Below are 21,507 nucleotides of genomic sequence, written 5' to 3'. Positions count from 1 at the left end.
CCAGCATGTGCTGGTAGCTATATTATCTATAGCAAATCACTGCTTCACCACATCCGCCCCTGCCGGAGGCTTGAACTGGAAGCTGCTGGCGGGCAGCGCCGCATTGGCCTGCATGCCCGAGAAACGGATCAGCGACCGCTGGCCAAAGCTGTCCAGGATGTCGAGCGCGGCCAGTTGCTCGCCCGAAAAACCCACGCGCACACTCTTGAGCTGGCCGTCCTTGGCCTTGGGGCTGGCCAGCACCCACTGCAGGCCGTCGGCGTCGGGGGCCGCTTCGAGCGTGAATTCAGCCTTGAGCGCCGACAGGTCGGGCGCCGACGCCAGCAATGCAGCAGGCGTGCTGCCCAGCGCCTGCGACTGCGAGCGCTGCGTGACCTGGTTCAGGTCCACGTCGTACAGCCACAGCGTCTGCCCGTCGGCCACGATGGTCTGCTCGAATGGCTTCTTGTAGACGAACTTGAAACGCCCGGGGCGCTGGAATTCAAAGCTGCCGCTCGACTGCTTGGAGCGCGCGGTCTGGCCTTCCTTCGGCGGCGAGGTCACGGTCTGCGTGAAGTCGGCCTTGCCCGTCTGCGTGCCCTTCATGAAAGATTCCAGGCTTTTCAGGCCGTCAGCGCTTGCTGTGCCTGCGGCAACAGCTATCAAAATTGCAGTAGCGATCTTTTTCAACAGAAACTCCTGTGGGGTGCGGCCGGCCCGGGGATCCAGCGGCCCGGCCGGTCATTCGCTGCGGTTCGGGACCAGCACTTCGCGCTGGCCGCTGGCGGTGAGGCCGCTGACCAGGCCCGCTTTTTCCATGTCTTCGAGCAGGCGCGCCGAGCGGTTGTAGCCAATGCGCAGCTTGCGTTGCACGTACGAGATGCTCGCCTTGCGGTCCTTGAGCACCACCTCGACGGCCTGGTCGTACATGGGGTCCTTCTCGCCCCCTTCGCCGCCAGCGCCGTCCCCTGACAGATCACCGTCGCCATCCACAGTTCCGCCTTCGAGCACGCCCTCGATGTAGTCCGGCTCCCCTTGTTGCTTGAGGTAGCTGACGACACGGTGTACTTCTTCGTCCGACACAAAGGCGCCATGCACCCGGATCGGCAGGCCCGTGCCGCTGGCCATGTAGAGCATGTCGCCCATGCCCAGCAGCGCTTCGGCGCCCATCTGGTCCAGGATGGTGCGGCTGTCGATCTTGGAGCCCACCGAGAACGCAATGCGGGTGGGGATGTTGGCCTTGATCAGGCCTGTGATCACATCGACGCTGGGACGCTGGGTGGCCAGGATCAGGTGGATGCCCGCGGCCCGCGCCTTCTGTGCCAGACGCGCGATCAGCTCCTCGATCTTCTTGCCCACCACCATCATCAGGTCGGCCAACTCGTCGATGATGACCACGATGTGCGGCAGGCGCTGCAGCGGCTCGGGCTCCTCGGGCGTCAGGCTGAAGGGGTTGTAGATGAACTCCTCACGCGCCTTGGCTTCGTCGATCTTGACGTTGTAGCCCGCCAGGTTGCGCACGCCCAGCTTGGACATGAGCTTGTAGCGGCGCTCCATCTCGGCCACGCACCAGTTCAGGCCGTGCGCCGCCTGCTTCATGTCGGTGACCACGGGCGCCAGCAGGTGCGGGATGCCTTCGTAGACCGACATTTCCAGCATCTTGGGGTCGATCATCAGCAGGCGCACGTCGCGCGCCTCGGCCTTGTACAGCAGTGACAGGATCATCGCGTTGATACCCACCGACTTGCCCGAGCCCGTGGTACCGGCCACCAGCACGTGCGGCATCTTGGCCAGGTCGGCCACCACCGGGTTGCCCACGATGTCCTTGCCCAGGCCCATGGTGAGCATGCTCTTGGCCTCGTGGTAGACCTGCGAGCCGAGGATTTCCGACAGCTTGATGCTCTGGCGCTTGGCGTTGGGCAGCTCCAGCGCCATGAAGTTCTTGCCAGGGATGGTCTCGATCACGCGGATCGAGACCAAGCTGAGCGAGCGGGCCAGGTCCTTGGCCAGGCCCACAATCTGCGAGCCCTTCACGCCCGTGGCGGGCTCGATCTCGTAGCGCGTGATCACCGGACCGGGCATGGCCGCGACCACGCGCACTTCCACGCCAAAGTCCTTGAGCTTTTTCTCGATCAGGCGGCTGGTCATCTCCAGCGTCTCGGGCGCCACGGTCTCCTGGCGCTGCTGGGCGCTGTCGAGCAGATCCACCAAGGGCAGCTTGCTGTCGGGCATGTCGGTGAACAAGGGCTTTTGGCGCTCCTTCACCACGCGGGTGCTCTGGGGCACGTCCACCAGCACCGGCTCGATGATCTGGATGGGCTCGGGGTGGTGCACCTCGCTCTCGGTGCGTTCTTCCAGCACCACCACCTCGCGCTCGCGGGCTGCCTTGCGACCCACGGCCACGTCCTTGGCCACTTCGCGTTGGGCCAGGCGCGATTGCACCAGGGCATCGATGCGACCGCCCAGCAACTCCGCCACATGGCCCCAGGAGAAACGGAACACCAGCGCCGCCCCGGCCACTGCCAGCACGATCGCCAGAAGGCCCGACCCCGTGAAACCCAGCCACTTCACACTGGCAGGCCCCACCAGATACCCCAGCACCCCACCGGCATGGCCGGGCAGGAAGGATTCAAAACGGTACAGGCGCGACCACTCCAGTGCAGTGCTGGCCCCCATCAGCATCGCCAGGCCCAGCCAGAAAGTGGCCCGACGCACCAGAGGGCTGGCCGCCCCCGCCACTAACTCGCCACCCCGCATCCAGCGCGCCAGCGAGGACAACCAGGCACACACGCCGGCCGCCACGCACCACCACACCGAGAAGCCCAGCGCGAAATAGCTGCCATCTGCCAGCCAGGCCCCCAAGCGCCCCGCCCAGTTGGTCACACCACGGGCGCCCTGCGCACCCGACGTGGACCAGGCCGCATCCTGGGCCGAATAGCTGACCAGCGCCAGCAGCCAGAAAACCAGGGCCAGCAAGCCCACCAAAAGGCCAATCTCATGGCCAAAACGGGCAGCGCCCGTGCGCGGCGGCGACTTGGCCGCTGCCGATGCATTCAGGGTATTGAGGGAATAGGTCATAAGCGTGCGGGGTGAGCTTACCGCATGCATTGCGCCGGGCGAGGCGCCCGGCGCGGGTGCCCCGCCCCGCTGTCAGCCCAGCGCGTTCAGCCGGTCCTTGAGCAAGGTGGCGCCGCTGGGCAGCGCCTCGATGAAGCCACGCTCCTCCAGGTCTTTCATGACCCGGCTGACCATCTCGCGGGAAGCGCCCACCATCTTGGCCAGGTCCTGCCGGGAGATTTTGTCCTTGATCACCAGCTGGCCCTGCGCGTCGGAGACCGCAAAGTCCAGCAGCGCGTGGGCGACACGCCCATACACATCCAGTAACGCCAGTGACTCAATCTTGCGATCGGCATGGCGCAGCCGCTTGACCAGCCCGCGCATCACCACCAGCGACATGGACGCGTTCTCGGTCAGGCAGCGCGCAAACTCGGTGCGGCCCAGCATGAGCACGTCGGTCTGCACCTCGGCCCGCACCGTGGCCGAATGGGGTTCGTTGTCAATGATGCTCATCTCGCCCAGGTAGTCGCCCTGGGCCAGCGTGGCCAGGATCACCTCGCGGCCCCGGCTGTCCGAGGTCATGACCCGGGCACGGCCCGTGAGCAAGATGAACAGGGCATTCGACTTCTGCCCCTGCTCCACCAGGGCCTCGCCGCGCTTGAAGCGGCGCTTGATCACCGCGCCGCTGATCACCTCCGCCTGCGCCACCGTCAGCAGCGAGAACAAAGGCACCCGGCGCAACAGGTCCAGGTTGGACAACATCGTGGACATGCAGACATCTCCTTTCAGGGGCGCGACCCAACCGGCGCCGCAACGGGTTATCAATCGCTTCTTACAATCGCCGTGATTGAAAAAGGGGCCGCGAGCAGCCGCATCCGCCGGTTGATACTCGGCGGCTCAGCCCCCAGCTTTCCCCAACAGCGCCCCATGGAGCGGGCGCAAAACACAGGCTTTTACCATGTCCACCACCCAACACGCGAAAGTTCTGATCCTGGGCTCTGGCCCCGCTGGCTACACCGCAGCGGTGTACGCCGCCCGCGCCAACCTGAACCCGGTGCTCATCACCGGCATGGCCCAGGGTGGCCAGCTGATGACCACGACCGAGGTGGACAACTGGCCCGCCGACGTGCACGGCGTGCAGGGCCCGGACCTGATGCAGCGCTTTCTGGAGCACGCCGAGCGCTTCAAGACCCAGATCATCTTCGACCACATCAACAAGGTCGATTTCAGCAAGCGCCCCTTCACCCTGACCGGTGACAGTGGCACTTACACCTGCGACGCGCTGATTCTGGCCACCGGCGCATCGGCCAAGTACCTGGGCCTGCCCTCGGAAGAGGCGTTCATGGGCAAGGGCGTGTCCGGCTGCGCCACCTGCGATGGTTTCTTCTACCGCGACCAGGATGTGTGCGTGGTGGGCGGCGGCAACACGGCCGTGGAAGAAGCGCTGTACCTGTCGAACATCGCCCGCAAGGTCACGCTGGTGCACCGCCGCGACAAGTTCAAGGCCGAGCCCATCCTGGTGGACAAGCTCCACGAAAAGGTGGCCGCAGGCAAGATCGAACTCAAGCTGTTCAACACACTGGATGAAGTGCTGGGCGACAACACGGGCGTGACGGGCATCCGCATCAAGAGCACCAAGGACGGCAGCACGGAAGACATCAAGCTGCAAGGCTGCTTCATTGCCATCGGCCACGCACCCAACACCGAGATCTTCCAGGGCCAGCTGGAGATGGAAAACGGCTACATCATCACCCAGGGCGGGCTCAAGGGTTTTGCCACCCAGACCAGCGTGCCCGGTGTGTTTGCCGCAGGCGATGTGCAGGACCATGTGTACCGCCAGGCCATCACCAGCGCGGGCACGGGCTGCATGGCCGCCCTGGACGCGCAGCGCTTCCTCGAACAAGAAGCTTGATGAAAAAATAAGCTGCAGGCTATAATCTGCGGCTTTGCTGAATTCAGCCCGTTTTTTGCGGCGCCTGAAACCAGGCAAATCGGGTTACCGCCACCCTTTCTGGCGAGGTGAGGCCGCAAGCCAACCTGGGCAAATCAACTGCCCAGGGCCCAGCGAACGGCCGTTAATCAGTATCGGAGTGTCCTCATGGCACGCGTCTGCGACGTAACGGGCAAGAAGCCCATGACTGGGAACAATGTTTCCCACGCCAACAACAAAACCAAGCGCCGGTTCCTGCCGAACCTGCAATACCGCCGTTTCTGGGTCGAGAGCGAAAACCGCTGGGTGCGCCTGCGTGTTTCGAGCGCTGCCCTGCGTTTGATCGACAAGAACGGTATCGACTCGGTGCTCGCAGACCTGCGTGCCCGTGGCCAGGCTTAAGGAGTAGCACCATGGCAAGCAAAGGCGGACGCGACAAGATCAAGCTGGAATCCACTGCAGGTACCGGCCACTTCTACACGACGACCAAGAACAAGAAGACGATGCCCGAGAAGATGCTGATCATGAAATTTGATCCCAAGGCTCGCAAGCACGTCGAGTACAAGGAAATGAAGCTGAAGTAATTCGGCCCCTTGCCTTCAAAAAAACCGTCCTCCAGGGCGGTTTTTTTATGCCCGCTGCACGCAATGCAGGGCCACCTTCCGATGAGACATGCTCAGGCCGCCTTGCGCGGCACGGGCAGCTCCGCCATCTGCACCGCCAGCAGGGCGCCCAGCGTGCGGTAGCCCGCCTCCACCTCGGCCGTGAATGGCATGCCGCAGCTCAAGCGCAAAAAGTGCTCATACCGCCCCGTGTTGGAGAACATGGGGCCTGGCGCCACGCGGATGCCGTTTTGCAGCGCTTCGTCGTACAGGCGCGTGGAAGAGATGCCGACCGGCAGCTCCAGCCACAGACTCAGACCACCCGGCGGCAGGCTCAGGCGCGTGCCTGCCGGAAAGTAGCGCGACACCGCCCGCGCCGCCTGCTCACGCTGGATGCGCAGCTGCGCCCGCATGCGGCGCATATGGCGTTCGTAGGCCGGCGAATCCACACTGCGCGCCGCCAGCAGCTGCGACCAGGTCTGCATGTTGCGCGTGCGGGCGAACTTGATCATTTGTACACGGGCCTGCCAGCGGCCCGCACTCATCCAGCCCTGGCGCAGGCCCGGCGCAAAGCTCTTGCTGAGCGACGCGCAGTAGATCACCTGGCCGGCATCGCCTTGGCGATCCCAGGCCTTGGCGGGCCGCAGCACATGAGGGGACTCCACAAACTCCCGGTAGATGTCGTCCTCGATCAGTGCCAGCCCATGCTCCACACACAGTGCCACCAGGCGCTCCTTGTGGGTGTCGGGCATCACACTGCCCAGAGGCATCTGCAGATGGGGCACCACCACCACGCCCTTGAGCCGCGGCTCGTTGCGCGCAGCCAATTCCAGCGCCTCCAGCGAGATGCCAGTGTGCGGGCTACTCGGAATTTCCAGCGCACACAGCCCGCGCACCTCGATGGCCTGCAGGATGCCGAAGAACGTAGGCGATTCGACCGCGATCACGTCGCCCGGCTCGGCAATCGCATCGAGCGCCAGGTTCACCGCCTCCGAATTGCCGTGGGTCGCACCAATATCGGCAGGCGCCACACACACGCCAAAGGTAAGCGCATGCCGTGCCATGGCCTGCTGGAACTCGGGGTGGGTGGTGGGCGCCGAGGGGCCGTACACCAGGATGTCCGACTGCTCGCGCAGCAGGCCGTGGGCGAGGCGGTTGAGCGCGGCCGCGTCAAACAGACTGGGGGCAGGCATGGCGCTACCCAGGTCCAGCGGCAGGGGGCCAGCGCAGCGGGCCTTGTCGAGAAAGCCGGAAATGCGCTCGTTGATGCCTGCAAACACATGTGGGTCGTGGCCCAGAGGCTCGTGCAACTCAGGCTCGCGGGCGCCGGGCAGCGCCACGCCACCCGACTCGCGCACAAAGTAGCCCACCCGCTCGCGCGCCTCCACACAGCCCTGGGATTCCAGCTGGCGCAGCACCTGCAGCGCCGTCGTCAGGCTGACCTGGTGCCGCTGGCACAGCTCGCGCACCGATGGCATGCGCATACCGGGCATGAGGCTGCCAGCAGCGATCGCCTGCTCGTACAAGGCCGCCAGTCGGCGGTACAGCGGGGCGTCCCGGGCATCGGAAGAATGTTGTGACATGGCGTGGAGGGGATGTAGGTGCCGCACAACAGCGCGGGCGCGGCGGCAGATCAGCACATGGTGCCCCAATGCCGCTGACGGGTACAGATACAGAAAAGCACGCACACAACCATAACAGCACCCCAGCAATCGACGCTGTTCTACCTCTCTGTTCCGGTGTGTGTACCTGTTGCATCCAGGCTGCTTTTTCTACGCTTGGGCTTCCTCGCAGTCCTCTTTTTTCCTGGAGCTCCGCACCATGTTTTCATCCCGCACGCCCACCACACCCCCGCCACCAATTGCTCTGGGCCCTGGCCAGAGCCTCTGGCTCTGCTTGCCGCCTGGCAGCGCGCTGCACGCATCTCAAGGGGAAGTGGCCGTGCGCTGGGCCCCGGCAGACTGTGGTGGGGCCTTGCACACCCCGCCGCACACGCGGCTGACGGCAGGCGAACACCTGCCATGGAACGCACGGACACAGGCCACCTGGGTCCAGCTGCACAACCCCTCGCACCATCCCGCCCACCTCCAGCTGGTGGAAGCAACATCCGAGGCACCAGGGCGGCTGACAACAATCCTGCAGAGACTGCGCGCGGCCCTCAGGCATCCTGAAAAAGCGGCGAAGAACCCCGGGCATCACGGCGCATGGCACACCGCGCGGTGAGCATGGACCCCAAAGAAAAAGGCCTTGCCAAGCGGCAAGGCCTTTTTTTATCCGGTGCGGAGCGCCGCCGCCTCAGGCCTGCGCAGCCCGCAGCCGCAGCGAAAACTCGCGCAATGCAGAAATCCCGCTTTCTTCCGCACGGCGGCACCAGGCCTGCAGGTCGGCCGTGAGCTGCTCGCGCGATTGGGAGGTGTTCAGCCACAGCTGGCGCAGCTCCTCGCGCATGGTGACCATCTTGTCGAGCGCGGGGTGAGCAGCACGCGCCTGGGCCAATTGCGGCAATGCGATGGCTGGCACCTTCTCGGCATCACGGGGCAGCCAGCGCTTGGCAGCCTGGAGCACCGAGACATCCGCCTGGCGGGCCTTGAGCGCAGCGATTTCTTCCTTGCAGGCCTGGCGCACACCACGGGCATAACCGGCCATGACTTCGTAGCGATTGGCGATCAGGGCCTCCAGCGTTTTCTCGTCGGCCACCGGCTTCACATCGCCCAGTTGCAGCTTGGGCGGCACCTTCTTCACTGTGGCCCAACCCACCTTTTTCATCAGGCTGATGTACACCCAGCCAATGTCAAATTCATACGGCTTGACCGAGAACTTGGCCGACGTGGGGTAGGTGTGGTGGTTGTTGTGCAGCTCTTCGCCACCAATGATGATGCCCCAGGGCGACAGGTTGGTACTGGCATCCTGCGCCTCGAAATTGCGGTAGCCCCAGTAGTGGCCCACGCCATTGACCACGCCAGCGGCCCAGAACGGAATCCAGAGCATCTGCACGGCCCACACAGCAGCGCCCAAGGCGCCGAACAAGGCCAGGTCGAGCACCAGCATCAGGCCCACACCTTGCCAGCCAAACCGGGTGTAGACGTTGCGCTCTATCCAGTCGTCCGGCGTGCCATGGCCGAATTTTTTCATGGTTTCCATGTTCTTGGACTCGGCGCGGTACAGCTCAGCGCCACGCCACATCACGGTGTCCAGCCCACGCGTCTGGGGGCTGTGCGGGTCGTCCACGGTTTCGCACTTGGCGTGGTGCTTGCGGTGGATGGCCACCCATTCCTTGGTGACCATGCCCGTGCCGATCCAGAGCCAGAAACGGAAGAAATGCGAGGGAATGGCATGCAGGTCCAGCGCACGGTGGGCCTGGGCGCGGTGCAGGAAGATCGTGACCGCCGCGATGGTGATGTGGGTCGTTGCCAGGGTGTAGAGCACGATCTGCCACCAGGCTAGGTTCCACAACCCATGGCCCAGCCAGTCAATGGCAGCGTTAAGCACAGCCCAATCGGGTAACAGCATATTCAACAAAAGCCTTACTACAAAGAACCCGCTCACCAGCGAAGCAGGTCTCCAATTTTAAAGTGACGCCCCCTTGAATAACAGGGGGTATCCATGGGATTTACGCTGATTTAGAGCGTGTTCTCAGCCCATCTGTCGCCAACAGGTCATATCCCAAAGTTGGTGCAGATCGCCCGGCTTTCAGCGCTTGCGGCTCCAGACCGCAGCAAAAAAACCATCCGTCTGGTGCAGGTGGGGCCACAGGCGCAGATAACCACTGCCCGATGCCCCCCCGCTGCACAGCCCCGTAGCACCCTCGACCTTGAGCTGCGCCAGCAGTTCGCCCGCATCCAGCAGTTCGAAATCCGGGTGCGCGGCGCTGAAGGCTTCGGCAATCGCTTCGTTTTCTTCGGGCAGGATGCTGCAGGTGGCATACACCAGCCGACCGCCGGGCTTGAGCAGGCGCGCCGCACTGGCCAGGATGGAGGCCTGTTTGACCGTCAGTTCCTCGACCGCCTTGGGCGTCTGGCGCCACTTGAGATCGGGGTTGCGGCGCAGCGTGCCCAGGCCGGAACATGGCGCATCCACCAGCACGCGGTCGATCTTGCCCGCCAGGCGCTTGACGCGCTCGTCGCGCTCGTGCGCAATCGCGGCCGGGTGCACATTCGACAAACCACTGCGCGCCAGGCGGGGCTTGAGCGCATCCAGCCGGTGGCCCGACACGTCAAACGCATACAGCCGACCCGTGTTGCGCATGCTGGCGCCAATGGCCAGCGTCTTGCCACCCGCACCGGCGCAAAAATCCACCACCATCTCGCCACGCTTGGCATCCAGCAGCAGGGCCAGCAGTTGCGAGCCCTCGTCCTGCACCTCGATGGCACCACGGGTGAAGGCATCCAGCTTGGTCAGTGCGGGCTTGTCATCAATGCGCAGCCCCCAGGGCGAATACGGCGTGGGCAGGGCCTTGATGCCCGCCTTGGCCAGTTCTTTCTGCACGTCAGCGCGCTTGTCCTTGAGGGCGTTGACACGCAGATCCAGCGGCGCACTCTGGGCCAGGCTGCCGACCAGGGGCCAGAAACCATCGCCCAGCTGGTCCTTGAGGGGCTTGACCAGCCATTCGGGCAGGTTGTGGCGATGGCGCTCCATCAGGTCGTCCACCGTGACGGCGTCACACTGGTCCAGCCAGTTCTTTTCCTGGTCCGTCAGTGCGCCTTTGAGGAAATCGCGGGGGCCGTAGAAGCCCAGGATGGCCAGACGGCGTTCCTTGGGGCCCGACCCCGAGGGTGCCATGTGGTCGAACAGCAGCTTCTTGCGCAGCACGGTGTAGACCGTCTCGGCCAGCGTGGCGCGCTCGCGCGGCCCCAGGCCCCGGTTGTCGCGGAAAAATCGTGACACCACCGCGTCGGCGGGGTGTTCAAACGTGAGGGTGAGCCTGACCAGTTCGGCGCAGGCGTCGAGAAGAACTTTGGGATGCATCCCCCAATTGTCCCACCCTGAAGCCCCCCTGAGTCGCCTTCGGCGCCTTCCCCCGGAGGGGGACGCCCCCAGCGCGGCGGGGCGGCCCTTGCGCGGGGGCACTGGCCTGGGTCGCGCCAGTTGCAAAGACCAGCATCGTGGGGACACACCCCAGACTTCCGCCCAACCGCACGGATCTGAGCCCCCTCACCGCGTATAGATGGGCTCGAACGCCGAGCGCTGGATCTCTTGCAGCGTGGGCGATTCGCCCGCCCACAGCACCAGCGCGGGGCCAGGCAGGCTCAGGTTGCGCTCCAGCGCGCGGCACAGGTGGTAGCGGCTTTCGTCGTCCAGGCCCGGCAGTTCCACAAACACCAGATACGCCCTGCGCTGCGGGTGCTCGCGCAGGTTCTTGCGCACCAGCCAGCAGCGGGCCAGGGGGGCGCAGCGTGCCAGTTCAGACTGCAGTTCGGCCAGCTCGAAGGCGCTCAGGTCGTTGCGCGTGGTCTGGCTGAAGAACGAGGTGCCCGACAACTCCTCCCAGGCGCGCTCTTCGGACTCCTGGGCACGCTCCAGCCGCTTGCGCCATTGTTTGAAGGCGGCAGCGTCGTGGTCCAGCCCCAGGCGCGGGGTTTCCAGTTCGGCCAGCGCGGTGCGTGCGGCCCAGTAGCGGTCGCTGCTGCCCGCCTCCCACACCCGATTCAGTAACTGCAGCTTGGCTTCGCGGTCGCCTTCGGGCAGGCAGGGCACCAGCCCGCGCAGCGCCGCCGGGTAGTCCGGGCTGCGCTCCAGCGCCAGCTCGTAGAGTGCCCGCACTTCGGCATGCGGGTCGAGGTGCCGCTTGAGGCGCGCCAGCTCCACCAGTTCGGCGGCACTGCTCTGTGCAGTAGAGGCGCCCAAGGCCTCGGCGCGGGCGCGCACGCGGCCCAGCCAGGCGTGGTGCTGCTTCCACTCGGTGGCGTTGTCGCGGCACCATTGCTTGTCGAAATGCGCCACCCAACGTTTGGCATCCGGCCCCAGCAGGGCCAGGGCATTGCCGCGCGACCAGTCCGGCACGGTGGGGGCTACGTCCAGCGCCTCGATGCGATCGCGCAGGCCGGGGTGGGTGTCGTCCACACTGCTCAGGCGCTTGAGGGCCTGTCGCAGTGCATCGTTGGCAAACACGGCGTCCGGGGCCTTGGCCAGCTGGCGGCGCATGCTGCGGTACGGGCCCACGGGCAGCGGGTTGTCGGCCGCCACACACCAGTGGTTGCCCCAGAACTCGGCCTGCAGCCAGGCGCCCCGGATCTCGATCTCGGCCAGCGCAGCGGCCGTCACGTCGCGGCCCAGCAGCTTGCCGGCAATGCGGTCGGCCTCGTACTCGTCCTGGCGGGCCAGGGCAAAGGTCTTGGCCGAAAAGCGCGGGAAGTACCAGCGCATGAAGGCCTGCGTGGCCGCGGCCACCGGGCCTTCGTCGTCGGCCAGGCTGTGGTTCAGGCGCATCCACGACAGGCGCGTGCGGTAGATCCAGGCAGCAAACCGGCCATGGTCGCCGCGCAGGTGCCCGTATTCATGGGCCAGCACGGCCAGAAAACGCGGCCTGTCCAGCGCCATCAGCAGAGGCAGGCCGATGCTCAGGTGGTTGACGGCGCCGCCCAGCAGGCCAAAACGCGGTAGTTGCTGGATGCTGGCGTTGAACTCATCATTCAGCGTGATCTTGTGGATGGGCGGCCCCTTGATCTTGCGGCGAATGCGCGCCAGGGCTTCGAACAGGTCGGGGGCATCCAGCGCCGTGATCTCCACCCCGCCGGGCGCATCGAACCGCACCCACAGCGCGCGCAGGCTGACCCAGAGCAGGCCGCCAGCCCCCAACAAGGCCCACACCAGGGCCAGACGAAAACGGCCGTGCAGCAACTGCGGCACCACCCACATCAAAATACCCACGGCCAGCGCAAAGCACCCCAGCACCCACGCATAGCCCAGCGCCGCAAACGCCGCCACGCTGCGGCGGTACGCTCGGCTGTTGTCGGCACTGGCATGCTCGCTCATGCGCACCAGGTGCACAAAATCTGCCTGATCCACGGACGTCCCTCACTCTTGCTGGATTTTTATAAGCCGCCATCCTAACCATTCACAGCAACCCCACAGCCACCATGACCGACGACGACCTGCCCGCCCTGATCCGCACGCCCCCAGGGCTGTACCGCCACTACAAGGGCATGCTCTACGAGGTGATCGACACCGTGCGCCACAGCGAAACCCTGGAGCCCATGACGCTGTACCGCGCGCTGTACGGCCAGCGGGGGCTGTGGGTGCGCCCGGCCGCCATGTTTGAAGAGCAGGTGCTCATCAACGGAGTGCTGCAGCCCCGCTTCGCAAAATGCGCGGAGCAACCGCCCGCCAGTTGAATGCTGGTTGACCGCCGAGGTCACGCCGCAGTGCGCGGCAACCGGGCGGCCGCCACCAGCCCGCCACCTGCGGCATTGCGCAGCACCAGCTGGCCCCCATGGCGGCGCACGATGTCGCTGGCGATGGTGAGCCCCAGCCCTGCCCCGCCGCTCTGGCGGTTGCGCGAGGCCTCGACACGGTAGAAGGGCTCCAGGACCCGCTCCAACTCCTCCGGCGGCAGGCCCGGGCCGTGGTCGCGCACCTCGATGGTCAACGCGTCGGCCGCATCGTGCAGCGTGACCTCGGCGCTGCCGCCGTAGCGCACGGCATTGCCCACCAGGTTGTCCAGACAGCGCCGCAGCGCCACGGCCTGCACACGCAGGGGCGCCGCCTGCCCGGCCACCGTGACCCGGTGGCCCATGGCCATCTGGTCGTCAGCCATGCTTTCTGCCAGCGCCTGCACGTCGAGCAACACCCAGGCCTCGGCGCCCGCCACGCCGCGCAGGTAGTCCAGCGTGGAGGCGATCATGGCGTCCATCTCTGCAATGTCGCGGCGAAACAGCTGCTGCGCGCGGGCGTCGCCCAGGCTTTCGGTGCGCAGGCGAAGCCGCGTCAGGGGCGTGCGCAGGTCGTGCGACACGGCCGCCACAAAGCGGTCGCGCTCGGCCAGTTGCTGGCGGATATGCGCCTGCATCTGGTTGAAAACCCGGCTGGCGTCGCGGCACTCCAGCGTGCCGTCCTCGGGCAGTGGGGGGCGGTGGATGTTGCGCCCCAGCTCCTGCGCGGCGGTGGCCAGCCGGTGCATGGGGCGCGACAGCCAGCGCGCTGCCCACCAGGCCACGGCCACCAGCGCGGCCAGGCGCACGCTGATGTCCAGCAGCAGGCCCAGTTGCAGCGCGGGCGGCGCGTTCCAGAAGCCAGGCCGCTCGCCACGGGGCCCCGGGCCGGGCGGTGGCAGGGGCCGCCCATCGGCCGCCATCGCAGGGGGCGGCAGGCCGGGCGGGCCCGGAGGGTGCTCCGGGTGGGCCGGGCGCAGTTCAAACATCAGCGTGAGGGCCAGCACATGGCTCGCGATCACCGCCACGATGAGCAGCAGCGCGAGACGCCCGAACAGGGTGTCCGGCAGCCCGCGCCGGGCCAAGGTGCCCAGGCGCCCTGCTCTCAATGCGGCCACCCCACCTGCCCCTGCAGCGACTGCACGTGAAACAGGTAACCGGCGCCCCGCACGGTGCGGATCATCGAGGGTGAGCGCGGGTCGTCCGCGAGCTTGCTGCGCAGGCGCGAGACCAGCAGGTCGATGCTGCGCTCGAACGCGTCCATGGCCCGGCCCCGGGCCTGCTCCATGAGCTGGTCGCGGCTGAAGATGCGGCGCGGCATGCGCAGGAAGGTGCATAGCAGGCGGAACTCGGCGTTGGACAGCGGCACGACCATGCCCTGCGGGGAGACCAGGTGCCGCTCGATGCTGTGCAGCGTCCAGCCGTCAAAACGCACCACCTCGTCAGGCCCTTGGCGGGCCGGTGCGCCCTCGCCGCCGGTGCGGCGCAGCACCGTCTGGATGCGCGCCACCAGCTCGCGCGGCTCGAAGGGTTTGCCCATGTAGTCGTCAGCCCCCATCTCCAGCCCCAGCACACAGTCATAGGGGTTGGCACGGGCAGTGAGCATGATGATGGGCACCCGGGAGCGCTCGCGCAGCTCGCGGGCCAGCGTGATGCCATCGGTGCCGGGCAGCATCACGTCCAGCACCACCAGGCCGATGGGGTGCGCCAGCATCTGCGCGCGCATCGCCGCTGCGTCGCAGGCCGCGTGGGCGGCATACCCAAAGCGGGTGAGGTATTCGGTGAGCAGCGTGGTGATCTCGACATCGTCGTCCACCACCAGGATGTGTTGCATGGGCAGGCACGGGCGCCAAAGAACGCCCCAAGAAGAACGCCCTAAGTTTAGGGAGCCCCCCCCACCGCCCTCGGCCCGATCTGGCGGGGATTTGCCCCCTTGTTCGGGCCTTGCGGGCGCCCTTTGTATCGGCCTTGGTACAAAGCGGACAAACCCCGGAGACACGCCCCCCAAAAAATGGGCTTGGGCCATGGCCGAGGGCTTCCGCTGTGGAGGGCCCGGCAGGGCCCTCCCTTGGAACGAAAGGAACGACGATGACGACCATCAGTAGCGTCAGCAGTGCCTGGTCCAGTGCGAGCGTGCAGCGGGCATCGCGCCCGGCGCCGTCGCCGGAGCGGCTGCTGTCCAAAATCGATGCCGACGGCAGCGGCGGCGTGAGCGACACCGAACTGCAGGGCCTGCTGGACGATGTAGCCAAAAAGACCGGCGTGAGCAGCCAGACCAGCGCAGCCGACCTGGTGAAGCAGTACGACGCGGACGGCGACGGCAGCCTCAACGCCGACGAGCTGGGCCAGACCATCCAAAGCGTGCTGCCCCCGCCCCCCTCCACCATGGCCTTTGCCCAGTCACGCAGTGGCGACAGCAGCAGCGGCACCGGCCGGGCGGGCGACGATCTGTTTGGCAAGGTGGACAGCGATGGCGACGGCAGCGTGAGCAAGACCGAATTGCAGGCGCTGCTGGAGGCCATGTCCGGCGGCACGGCCAGCCAAATGGGCGTGAGCAGCGACGAGGTGTTCAGCCAGCTGGATGCGGACGGCGACGGCAGCCTGAGCGAAGCCGAGTTCGACGCAGGCCGCCCCTCGGGCGCAGGCGGAGAAGCGGGTGGCATGCAGGCCATGGGCGGCATGCCACCGCCTCCTGAGAGGCCGGGTGGACCGGGTGGTGCTGGCGGCGCGGCAGGTGCATCGGGCAGCAGCCAGGCCACCAGCTACGACCCGCTGGACACCAACGAGGACGGCGTGGTCTCGGCCGCCGAGCGCCTGGCCGGTGGCACCAGCAGCGTGGAGCAGGACGCGATCACAGCGCTGTTCAACGCCATCGACACCGATGGCGACGCCAGCATCAGCACCACCGAGTCGCAGGCCTTCATCGACCAGCTGACCCGCCAGGCGCAGTCAGCCACCGGCAGCAGCGAGTCTGGCGGCCGCACCGACCTGGCGCGGCTGGCCGACTTTGCCCGGCAGCAGTACGCGCTGGCCGCCAATGGCTGGAGTACCACCTCATCCTCCAACGCCAGCAGCCTGAACGCAGTGGCCTGACGCGGCCCCAGCAGGCACGGCAAGAAGGAGAAGGGAAGCCGGGGGGCAGAGAGTGCAACCGCCCCCCCGGGGCACGCAGTGCGATTCGCCCGTCAGTTGACGAGCTGCGTGCGCCAAAAACCCATTAAAAAAAGGCCTCTGCGCGCGACCATATTGTCTTGATAGCTATCATTTAAATAGCAATCAACTCCCTGCAGGTGGCAGGGACCCAGGCAACCGGGTGACGACCTACAGCGCCTGCACCAGCGCCCGTACGGCGCGGGGATAGATCACATGCTCCTGCGTCAGCACCCGCGCGGCCAGCGTCTCGGCCGTGTCGCCCGGCAGCACCGGCACCACGGCCTGGTCCAGGATGGGGCCCACGTCCAGCTCGGCCGTCACCTGGTGCACCGTCACGCCTGCAAACTTGCAGCCCGCATCGATGGCGCGCTGGTGGGTGTGCAGCCCGGTAAAGGCGGGCAACAGCGAGGGGTGGATGTTGATGAGCCGCCCGGCATAGTGCGCCACAAATCCGGGCGTCAGGATGCGCATGAACCCCGCCAGCACCACCAGCGCAGGCTGGTGGCGGTCGATGGTGGCGGCCAGTTCAGCATCAAACGCCTCGCGGCTGGCAAAGGCCTTGTGGTCCAGCGCCTCGGCGGCGATGCCCTGCTCCCGCGCAAAGGCCAGCCCGGCGGCGTCGGGTTTGTTGCTGATCACGGCGGCGATGCGGGCGCCGTAGCGCTGCGCCCAGTTCTCTTGCTGGGCGGTGCGGACGATGGTGGCCATATTGGAGCCGCCGCCAGAGATCAGAATGACGATGTTCTTCATATTTGCCCCGGATTATCCCAGCCATGCCCTTCGACCCCGTCACCCGCCCCCTCACGCCCCACGAAGCCCGCGTGCTTGCCACCCTGATGGAAAAGGCGCGCACCGTGCCCGACAGCTACCCCATGTCGCTCAACGGCCTGGTCACCGGCTGCAACCAGAAAACCAGCCGCGACCCGGTGATGAACCTCAGCGACGCCGAGGCGCAGGAGGCGCTGGATTCGCTCAAGCTGCTGACCCTGGCTTTCGAGAGCAGCGGCAACCGCACCACGCGCTGGGAACACAACTTCCAGCGCGGCGTGGGCGTGCCCGAGCAGTCGGCCGTGCTGCTGGGCCTGCTCATGCTGCGCGGCCCGCAGACGGCGGGCGAGCTGCGCATCAACGCTGAGCGCTGGTACCGGTTTGCCGACATCTCCTCGGTCGAGGCGTTTCTGGACGAACTGCAGGAGCGCAGCGCCGAAAAAGGCGGCCCGCTGGTGGCGCAGCTGCCCCGCGCGCCCGGCGCCCGTGAGCAGCGCTGGGCCCACCTGATGTGCGGGCCGGTGGACACCAGCGCCAGCGCGCCCGCGCCGGGCAGCAGCAGCGGGGGCGGCAACGCCTCGGCCGCGCTGCAGGCCCGTGTGGAAATGCTCGAAGGCCAGGTCGCCGCCCTGCAGGCCACCGTGCAACGGCTTTGTGCCGAGCTGGGAGTCTGAGCAGCAGAAGGCATCGAAGCGAAATGCCGAAACGCGCGAAAACCGAGGATCGCGCGTTGCAGCCCCTGCTTCTTCTGTCGCGCAGATTCCTGGGCATGGCCGTCGGAATGTCGCCACCCGGACAGGCTTAAAACGAACGACCGTGCTACAAATGCGGTTCATTTGGAGACAAACCGATGGATCTCGCATTCACCCCCGAAGAACAGGCCTTCCGCGAAGAAGTTCGCGCATGGGTTCACGCCAACCTCCCGCAGGACATTTCGCACAAGGTGCACAACGCCCTGCGCCTGACCCGAGCCGACATGCAGGGCTGGGCCAAGATCCTGGGCAAGAAGGGCTGGCTGGGTTTTGGCTGGCCCAAAGAGTTTGGTGGCCCCGGCTGGACGGCCGTGCAAAAACACCTGTTTGAAGAAGAGTGCGCCCTCGCCGGTGCGCCCCGCATCATCCCCTTCGGCCCCGTGATGGTGGCCCCGGTGATCATGGCGTTTGGCAATGCCGAGCAGCAAAAGCGCTTTTTGCCCGGCATCGCCAGCGGCGAAGTCTGGTGGAGCCAGGGCTACAGCGAACCCGGTTCAGGCTCGGACCTGGCCAGCGTCAAGACCCGCGCCGAGCGCGTGGGCGACAAGTACATCGTCAACGGCCAAAAGACCTGGACCACCCTGGGCCAGCACGGCGACTGGATGTTCAACCTCGTGCGCACCAGCAACGAAGGCAAGCCCCAGACCGGCATCTCCTTCCTGCTGCTGGACATGAAGTCCAAGGGCGTCACGGTGCGCCCCATCAAGCTGCTGGACGGCGAGTGCGAAGTGAATGAGGTGTTCTTCGACAACGTCGAAGTGCCCGCCGAGAACCTGATCGGCGAAGAGAACAAGGGCTGGACCTACGCCAAGCACCTGCTCTCCCACGAGCGCACCAACATCGCCGACGTGAACCGCAGCAAGCGCGAGCTGGAACGCTTGAAGCGCATCGCCAAAACCGAAGGCATGTGGGACGACCAGCGTTTCCGCGACCAGATCGCCCTGCTCGAAGTGGACATCGTGGCGCTGGAAATGCTGGTGCTGCGCGTGCTGTCGGCCGAGAAGAGCGGCAAGAACTCGCTCGACATCGCCGGTCTGCTCAAGATCAAGGGCAGCGAGATCCAGCAGCGCTATGCCGAGCTGATGATGCTGGCCGCCGGTCCGTTCAGCCTGCCCTTCATCGAAGAGGCCATGGAAGCCGGCTGGCAGGGCAACTTCCCCGGCGGCGTCACCGCCAACGCGCCGCTGGCATCCACCTACTTCAACCTGCGCAAGACCACCATCTACGGCGGCAGCAATGAAGTGCAACGCAACATCGTCGCGCAGACGGTTCTGGGCTAAGGAGACAAGAACATGGATTTCGATTTTTCTGACGACCAGGAACAACTGCGCGACGCCGTGCGCAAGTGGGTGGACAAGGGCTACACGTTCGAGCGCCGCCGCGCTGCCGTGGCCGCTGGCGGTTTTGACCGCGCCGCCTGGGGCGAACTGGCCGAGTTGGGTCTGACCGCGCTGACCGTGCCCGAGGCGCACGACGGCATGGGCCAGGGCGCCATCGACGCCATGGTGGTGGCCGAGGAACTGGGCCGTGGCATGGTGCTCGAACCCATCGCCCAGGCCTTCATCGCCAGCAGCGTGCTGTCGCACTACGCACCGGCCAACGTGCAAGGCGCCTGGCTGCCCCGCGTGGCCAGCGGCGAAGCCCTGGTGGTGTTGGCCTACCAGGAGCGCAAGGCACGCTATCGCCTGGACGTTTGCGAGGCAAAAGCGACCTCTGCGCCCGCTGGATATGCCGTAACAGCTACGAAAAGCATAGTAGCTACGGGTGACCAGGCCGACGCCTTCATCGTGCCCGCACAGCTGGACGGCAAGATCGCCCTCTTCCTGGTGGAACGCTCCGCAGCGGGCGTGACCACGCGCGGCTACGTCACGCAAGACGGCAGCCGCGCCGCCGAAGTGCAGCTGGCCAACGCCCCCGCCACACTCATCACCACCGACGGCCTGGCCGCGCTGGAGCTGGCCGTGGACACCGGCATCGCCGCCACCTGCGCCGAGGCCGTGGGCGTGATGGACAAGACCGTGTCGCTCACCGTCGAATACATGAACCAGCGCAAGCAGTTCGGCGTGTTCATCGCCAGCTTCCAGGCGCTACGCCACCGTGTGGCCGACATGAAGATGCAGCTGGAGCTGGCCCGCTCGATGAGCTACTACGCCAGCCTGAAGCTGGGCGCTCCCGTGGCCGAACGCCGCGCCGCCATGGCCCGCGCCAAGGTGCAACTGGGCCAGTCCATGCGTTTTGTAGGCCAGCAGTCGGTGCAACTGCACGGCGGCATCGGCGTGACTGACGAGTACATCGGCAGCCACTATTTCAAGAAGCTCACGCAACTCGAAATGACCTTCGGCGACACCCTGCACCACCTGGGCGAGGTGTCGGCCCGCATGCAGGACACGGCTGGCGTGTTCGCGTAAAACAGGGCTGTCACGCACTTGTGCAATGCTCGTGGGCTGACCGGCCCACGGGCATTTTTTCTTTCAGGAGACCTTCCGATGAATACGCTGTGGCTGCAACGCCGATCCCTCCTCCTCGCCACCGCTGCTGCCGCAGCCACCCTGGCCCTGGCCGGTTGTGCCACCCAGAGCCCCGGCCTGGCCGAGGCCCCGCCCATCGTCTTTGTGCACGGCAACGGCGACACCGCCGCGCTGTGGCAAACCACGGTGTGGCGCTTCGAATCCAACGGCTGGCCGCGCGAGCGCCTGCACGCCATCGACCTGCCCTACCCGCTCTCGCGCGATGAAGACGCCAAGCCCCAGCCCGGCCGCACCTCCACCGCAGAACACATGGCCTACCTCAAGGCCGAAGTGGACAAAGTTCTCAAGGCCACCGGCGCCAGCAAGGTCGTGCTGGTGGGCAACTCGCGCGGCGGCAACGCCATCCGCAACTACATCTACAACGGCGGCGGCGCCACCACCGTGAGCCACGCCGTGCTGGGCGGCACCCCCAACCACGGCGTGTGGGCCATCCCCGGCTTTCGTGAAGGCAACGAGTTCTCGGGCACCGGCCCCTTCCTCAAGGGCCTGAACGCCCCCAAGAACGCCGCAGGCGACGAGGTGAGCGGCCCGGTGCGATGGATGACCATCCGCTCGGACAACAACGACAAGTTCGCGCAGCCCGACGGCGTCTGGATCGGCCAGAAAGGCACGGCCACGAACGTCACGGCGGCCGGACCCGAACTCAAAGGCGCCACCAACGTGGTGATCCCGCGCATCGACCACCGCGAAACCTCGTACTCACCCGCAGCGTTTGAAGCCACCTACCGCTTTATCACCGGCAAAGCCCCCGCACGCACCGACATCGCGGCTGAGAAATCCGTGGTGCTGAACGGCAAAGTCACGGGCCTGGGCGTGGACCCTGCCGACCCGAAAACCGGCAACTTCAGCAACAACCTGCCGCTGGCGGGTGCACAGCTCGAGGTGTATGCCACCGATGTCGCCACCGGCGCCCGCACTGGCAACGCCTTGCTGCGCAAAACCGTGGGAGCCGACGGCCAATGGGGACCGCTGACGGTGCCCACCGGGTCGCCTGTCGAGTTTGTCGTCTCGGCGCCGGGCTACGCCACCACCCACATCTACCGCAGCGGCTTCCCGCGCAGCAGCGGCCTGGTCCACCTGCGCGCTGAGCGCATGGCAGACGCAGACAAAGGGGCGGAATCCATCGTGACGCTGACCCGCCCCCGCGGCTACCTGGACCCGGCGCGCGACAAGATGCTGCTGGACGGCGCCGCACCTGCTGGCGTGCCCGCAGGCGCGGGCGTGGCATCCGCCAAGGTCAAAACCACCGGTGGGCAACGCCCCATCGCGGCGGAGTTCAATGGGGAGAAGGTGACGGGCCAGACCTGGCCTGCAGCGCAGGGACGTGTGGTGATGCTGGAAGTCAGCCAATAACCAAGCACCACAGGCGGC

General features: G+C 66.3%; 19 protein-coding genes. 9 read left to right on the top strand and 10 right to left on the bottom strand.

Features of this window, described 5'->3' with window-relative positions; genetic code table 11:
• Nucleotides 1-36: 36 nt before the first annotated feature.
• The 3 genes from lolA to AvAM_RS05065 form a co-directional block, all read right to left on the bottom strand.
• On the bottom strand, nt 37-669 hold the full coding sequence (gene lolA, locus AvAM_RS05075) for an outer membrane lipoprotein chaperone LolA (protein ID WP_137746070.1): 633 nt from the start codon (nt 667-669) through the stop codon (nt 37-39).
• A 51-nt stretch (nt 670-720) separates the two neighbouring features.
• Nucleotides 721-3,057, bottom strand: coding sequence for a DNA translocase FtsK (locus tag AvAM_RS26015; protein WP_137746069.1), 2,337 nt, complete (start codon nt 3,055-3,057; stop codon nt 721-723).
• Between the two features lie 72 nt (nt 3,058-3,129).
• Entirely contained in the window at nt 3,130-3,807 is a 678-nt protein-coding gene (locus AvAM_RS05065; RefSeq protein WP_137746068.1) for a Crp/Fnr family transcriptional regulator, read from the bottom strand.
• 187 nt (nt 3,808-3,994) lie between these two features.
• On the opposite strand from AvAM_RS05065, the gene trxB reads away from it, so the two are divergent.
• The 3 genes from trxB (at nt 3,995) to rpmG (ending at nt 5,550) form a co-directional block, all read left to right on the top strand.
• A complete protein-coding gene (trxB, locus tag AvAM_RS05060; protein WP_137746067.1) occupies nt 3,995-4,948 on the top strand; it encodes a thioredoxin-disulfide reductase in 954 nt (317 codons plus the stop codon).
• Nucleotides 4,949-5,134: 186 nt separating this feature from the next.
• Entirely contained in the window at nt 5,135-5,368 is a 234-nt protein-coding gene (gene rpmB / locus AvAM_RS05055; protein WP_015013086.1) for a 50S ribosomal protein L28, read from the top strand.
• Between the two features lie 11 nt (nt 5,369-5,379).
• Nucleotides 5,380-5,550, top strand: coding sequence for a 50S ribosomal protein L33 (rpmG, locus tag AvAM_RS05050; protein WP_008904999.1), 171 nt, complete (start codon nt 5,380-5,382; stop codon nt 5,548-5,550).
• A 92-nt stretch (nt 5,551-5,642) separates the two neighbouring features.
• On the opposite strand, the gene AvAM_RS05045 is transcribed toward rpmG, so the two are convergent.
• From AvAM_RS05045 to AvAM_RS05030, 4 genes are all read right to left on the bottom strand, one after another.
• On the bottom strand, nt 5,643-7,151 hold the full coding sequence (locus AvAM_RS05045; RefSeq protein WP_137746066.1) for a PLP-dependent aminotransferase family protein: 1,509 nt from the start codon (nt 7,149-7,151) through the stop codon (nt 5,643-5,645).
• A 712-nt stretch (nt 7,152-7,863) separates the two neighbouring features.
• Nucleotides 7,864-9,078 (bottom strand): fatty acid desaturase, encoded by a 1,215-nt coding sequence (locus AvAM_RS05040; RefSeq protein WP_137746065.1) that lies wholly within the window; start codon nt 9,076-9,078, stop codon nt 7,864-7,866.
• A gap of 180 nt (nt 9,079-9,258) precedes the next feature.
• Nucleotides 9,259-10,533, bottom strand: a complete 1,275-nt coding sequence (locus AvAM_RS05035) for an RsmB/NOP family class I SAM-dependent RNA methyltransferase (RefSeq protein WP_137746064.1) — start codon at nt 10,531-10,533, stop codon at nt 9,259-9,261.
• Between the two features lie 186 nt (nt 10,534-10,719).
• Nucleotides 10,720-12,573, bottom strand: a complete 1,854-nt coding sequence (locus AvAM_RS05030) for a M48 family metallopeptidase (protein ID WP_137746063.1) — start codon at nt 12,571-12,573, stop codon at nt 10,720-10,722.
• 71 nt (nt 12,574-12,644) lie between these two features.
• Between AvAM_RS05030 and AvAM_RS05025 the strand changes: the two genes are divergently transcribed.
• Nucleotides 12,645-12,899 (top strand): DUF1653 domain-containing protein, encoded by a 255-nt coding sequence (locus tag AvAM_RS05025; protein ID WP_137746062.1) that lies wholly within the window; start codon nt 12,645-12,647, stop codon nt 12,897-12,899.
• 20 nt (nt 12,900-12,919) lie between these two features.
• Here AvAM_RS05025 and AvAM_RS05020 read toward each other — a convergent pair whose 3' ends face one another.
• Nucleotides 12,920-14,053 carry an ATP-binding protein gene (locus AvAM_RS05020; protein ID WP_137746061.1) on the bottom strand — a complete coding sequence of 378 codons (1,134 nt, stop codon included), beginning with the start codon at nt 14,051-14,053 and terminating at the stop codon, nt 12,920-12,922.
• Nucleotides 14,041-14,769 (bottom strand): response regulator, encoded by a 729-nt coding sequence (locus AvAM_RS05015; protein ID WP_137746060.1) that lies wholly within the window; start codon nt 14,767-14,769, stop codon nt 14,041-14,043. The genes AvAM_RS05020 and AvAM_RS05015 overlap by 13 nt, the downstream gene beginning before the upstream one ends.
• Nucleotides 14,770-15,023: 254 nt before the next feature.
• Between AvAM_RS05015 and xopAW the strand changes: the two genes are divergently transcribed.
• A complete protein-coding gene (gene xopAW / locus AvAM_RS05010; protein WP_137746059.1) occupies nt 15,024-16,028 on the top strand; it encodes a XopAW family type III secretion system calcium-binding effector in 1,005 nt (334 codons plus the stop codon).
• A gap of 228 nt (nt 16,029-16,256) precedes the next feature.
• On the opposite strand, the gene purN is transcribed toward xopAW, so the two are convergent.
• Nucleotides 16,257-16,838, bottom strand: a complete 582-nt coding sequence (gene purN, locus AvAM_RS05005) for a phosphoribosylglycinamide formyltransferase (RefSeq protein WP_137746058.1) — start codon at nt 16,836-16,838, stop codon at nt 16,257-16,259.
• Between the two features lie 23 nt (nt 16,839-16,861).
• Between purN and AvAM_RS05000 the strand changes: the two genes are divergently transcribed.
• The 4 genes from AvAM_RS05000 to AvAM_RS04985 all read left to right on the top strand — a co-directional run bounded on the left by AvAM_RS05000 (nt 16,862) and on the right by AvAM_RS04985 (nt 21,489).
• A complete protein-coding gene (locus AvAM_RS05000) occupies nt 16,862-17,530 on the top strand; it encodes a YceH family protein (protein WP_137746057.1) in 669 nt (222 codons plus the stop codon).
• Between the two features lie 176 nt (nt 17,531-17,706).
• Nucleotides 17,707-18,888: an acyl-CoA dehydrogenase family protein gene (locus AvAM_RS04995; protein ID WP_137746056.1), complete on the top strand. Its 1,182-nt coding sequence runs from the start codon at nt 17,707-17,709 to the stop codon at nt 18,886-18,888.
• Between the two features lie 12 nt (nt 18,889-18,900).
• On the top strand, nt 18,901-20,016 hold the full coding sequence (locus tag AvAM_RS04990; protein WP_137746055.1) for an acyl-CoA dehydrogenase family protein: 1,116 nt from the start codon (nt 18,901-18,903) through the stop codon (nt 20,014-20,016).
• Between the two features lie 78 nt (nt 20,017-20,094).
• On the top strand, nt 20,095-21,489 hold the full coding sequence (locus AvAM_RS04985; RefSeq protein WP_137746054.1) for an alpha/beta fold hydrolase: 1,395 nt from the start codon (nt 20,095-20,097) through the stop codon (nt 21,487-21,489).
• Nucleotides 21,490-21,507: the final 18 nt, after the last annotated feature.

The organism is Acidovorax sp. NB1, assembly GCF_005405905.1.
Lineage (GTDB): Bacteria > Pseudomonadota > Gammaproteobacteria > Burkholderiales > Burkholderiaceae_C > Acidovorax.
The sequence above is the reverse complement of the archived record's forward strand: the minus strand, read 5'-3'. Positions and strand labels throughout refer to the sequence as shown.

Excerpts from the sequence above, each read along its gene's own strand:
- AvAM_RS04990 (WP_137746055.1), top strand. The coding sequence starts at position 18,901 with ATGGATTTCGATTTTTCTGACGACCAGGAACAACTGCGCGACGCCGTG.
- AvAM_RS05040 (WP_137746065.1), bottom strand. The coding sequence starts at position 9,078 with ATGCTGTTACCCGATTGGGCTGTGCTTAACGCTGCCATTGACTGGCTG.
- AvAM_RS05015 (WP_137746060.1), bottom strand. The coding sequence starts at position 14,769 with ATGCAACACATCCTGGTGGTGGACGACGATGTCGAGATCACCACGCTG.
- xopAW (WP_137746059.1), top strand. The coding sequence starts at position 15,024 with ATGACGACCATCAGTAGCGTCAGCAGTGCCTGGTCCAGTGCGAGCGTG.
- AvAM_RS04985 (WP_137746054.1), top strand. The coding sequence starts at position 20,095 with ATGAATACGCTGTGGCTGCAACGCCGATCCCTCCTCCTCGCCACCGCT.
- trxB (WP_137746067.1), top strand. The coding sequence starts at position 3,995 with ATGTCCACCACCCAACACGCGAAAGTTCTGATCCTGGGCTCTGGCCCC.
- AvAM_RS05000 (WP_137746057.1), top strand. The coding sequence starts at position 16,862 with ATGCCCTTCGACCCCGTCACCCGCCCCCTCACGCCCCACGAAGCCCGC.
- rpmG (WP_008904999.1), top strand. The coding sequence starts at position 5,380 with ATGGCAAGCAAAGGCGGACGCGACAAGATCAAGCTGGAATCCACTGCA.
- purN (WP_137746058.1), bottom strand. The coding sequence starts at position 16,838 with ATGAAGAACATCGTCATTCTGATCTCTGGCGGCGGCTCCAATATGGCC.
- AvAM_RS05065 (WP_137746068.1), bottom strand. The coding sequence starts at position 3,807 with ATGTCCACGATGTTGTCCAACCTGGACCTGTTGCGCCGGGTGCCTTTG.
- AvAM_RS05025 (WP_137746062.1), top strand. The coding sequence starts at position 12,645 with ATGACCGACGACGACCTGCCCGCCCTGATCCGCACGCCCCCAGGGCTG.
- AvAM_RS26015 (WP_137746069.1), bottom strand. The coding sequence starts at position 3,057 with ATGACCTATTCCCTCAATACCCTGAATGCATCGGCAGCGGCCAAGTCG.
- AvAM_RS05045 (WP_137746066.1), bottom strand. The coding sequence starts at position 7,151 with ATGTCACAACATTCTTCCGATGCCCGGGACGCCCCGCTGTACCGCCGA.
- AvAM_RS04995 (WP_137746056.1), top strand. The coding sequence starts at position 17,707 with ATGGATCTCGCATTCACCCCCGAAGAACAGGCCTTCCGCGAAGAAGTT.
- AvAM_RS05035 (WP_137746064.1), bottom strand. The coding sequence starts at position 10,533 with ATGCATCCCAAAGTTCTTCTCGACGCCTGCGCCGAACTGGTCAGGCTC.
- rpmB (WP_015013086.1), top strand. The coding sequence starts at position 5,135 with ATGGCACGCGTCTGCGACGTAACGGGCAAGAAGCCCATGACTGGGAAC.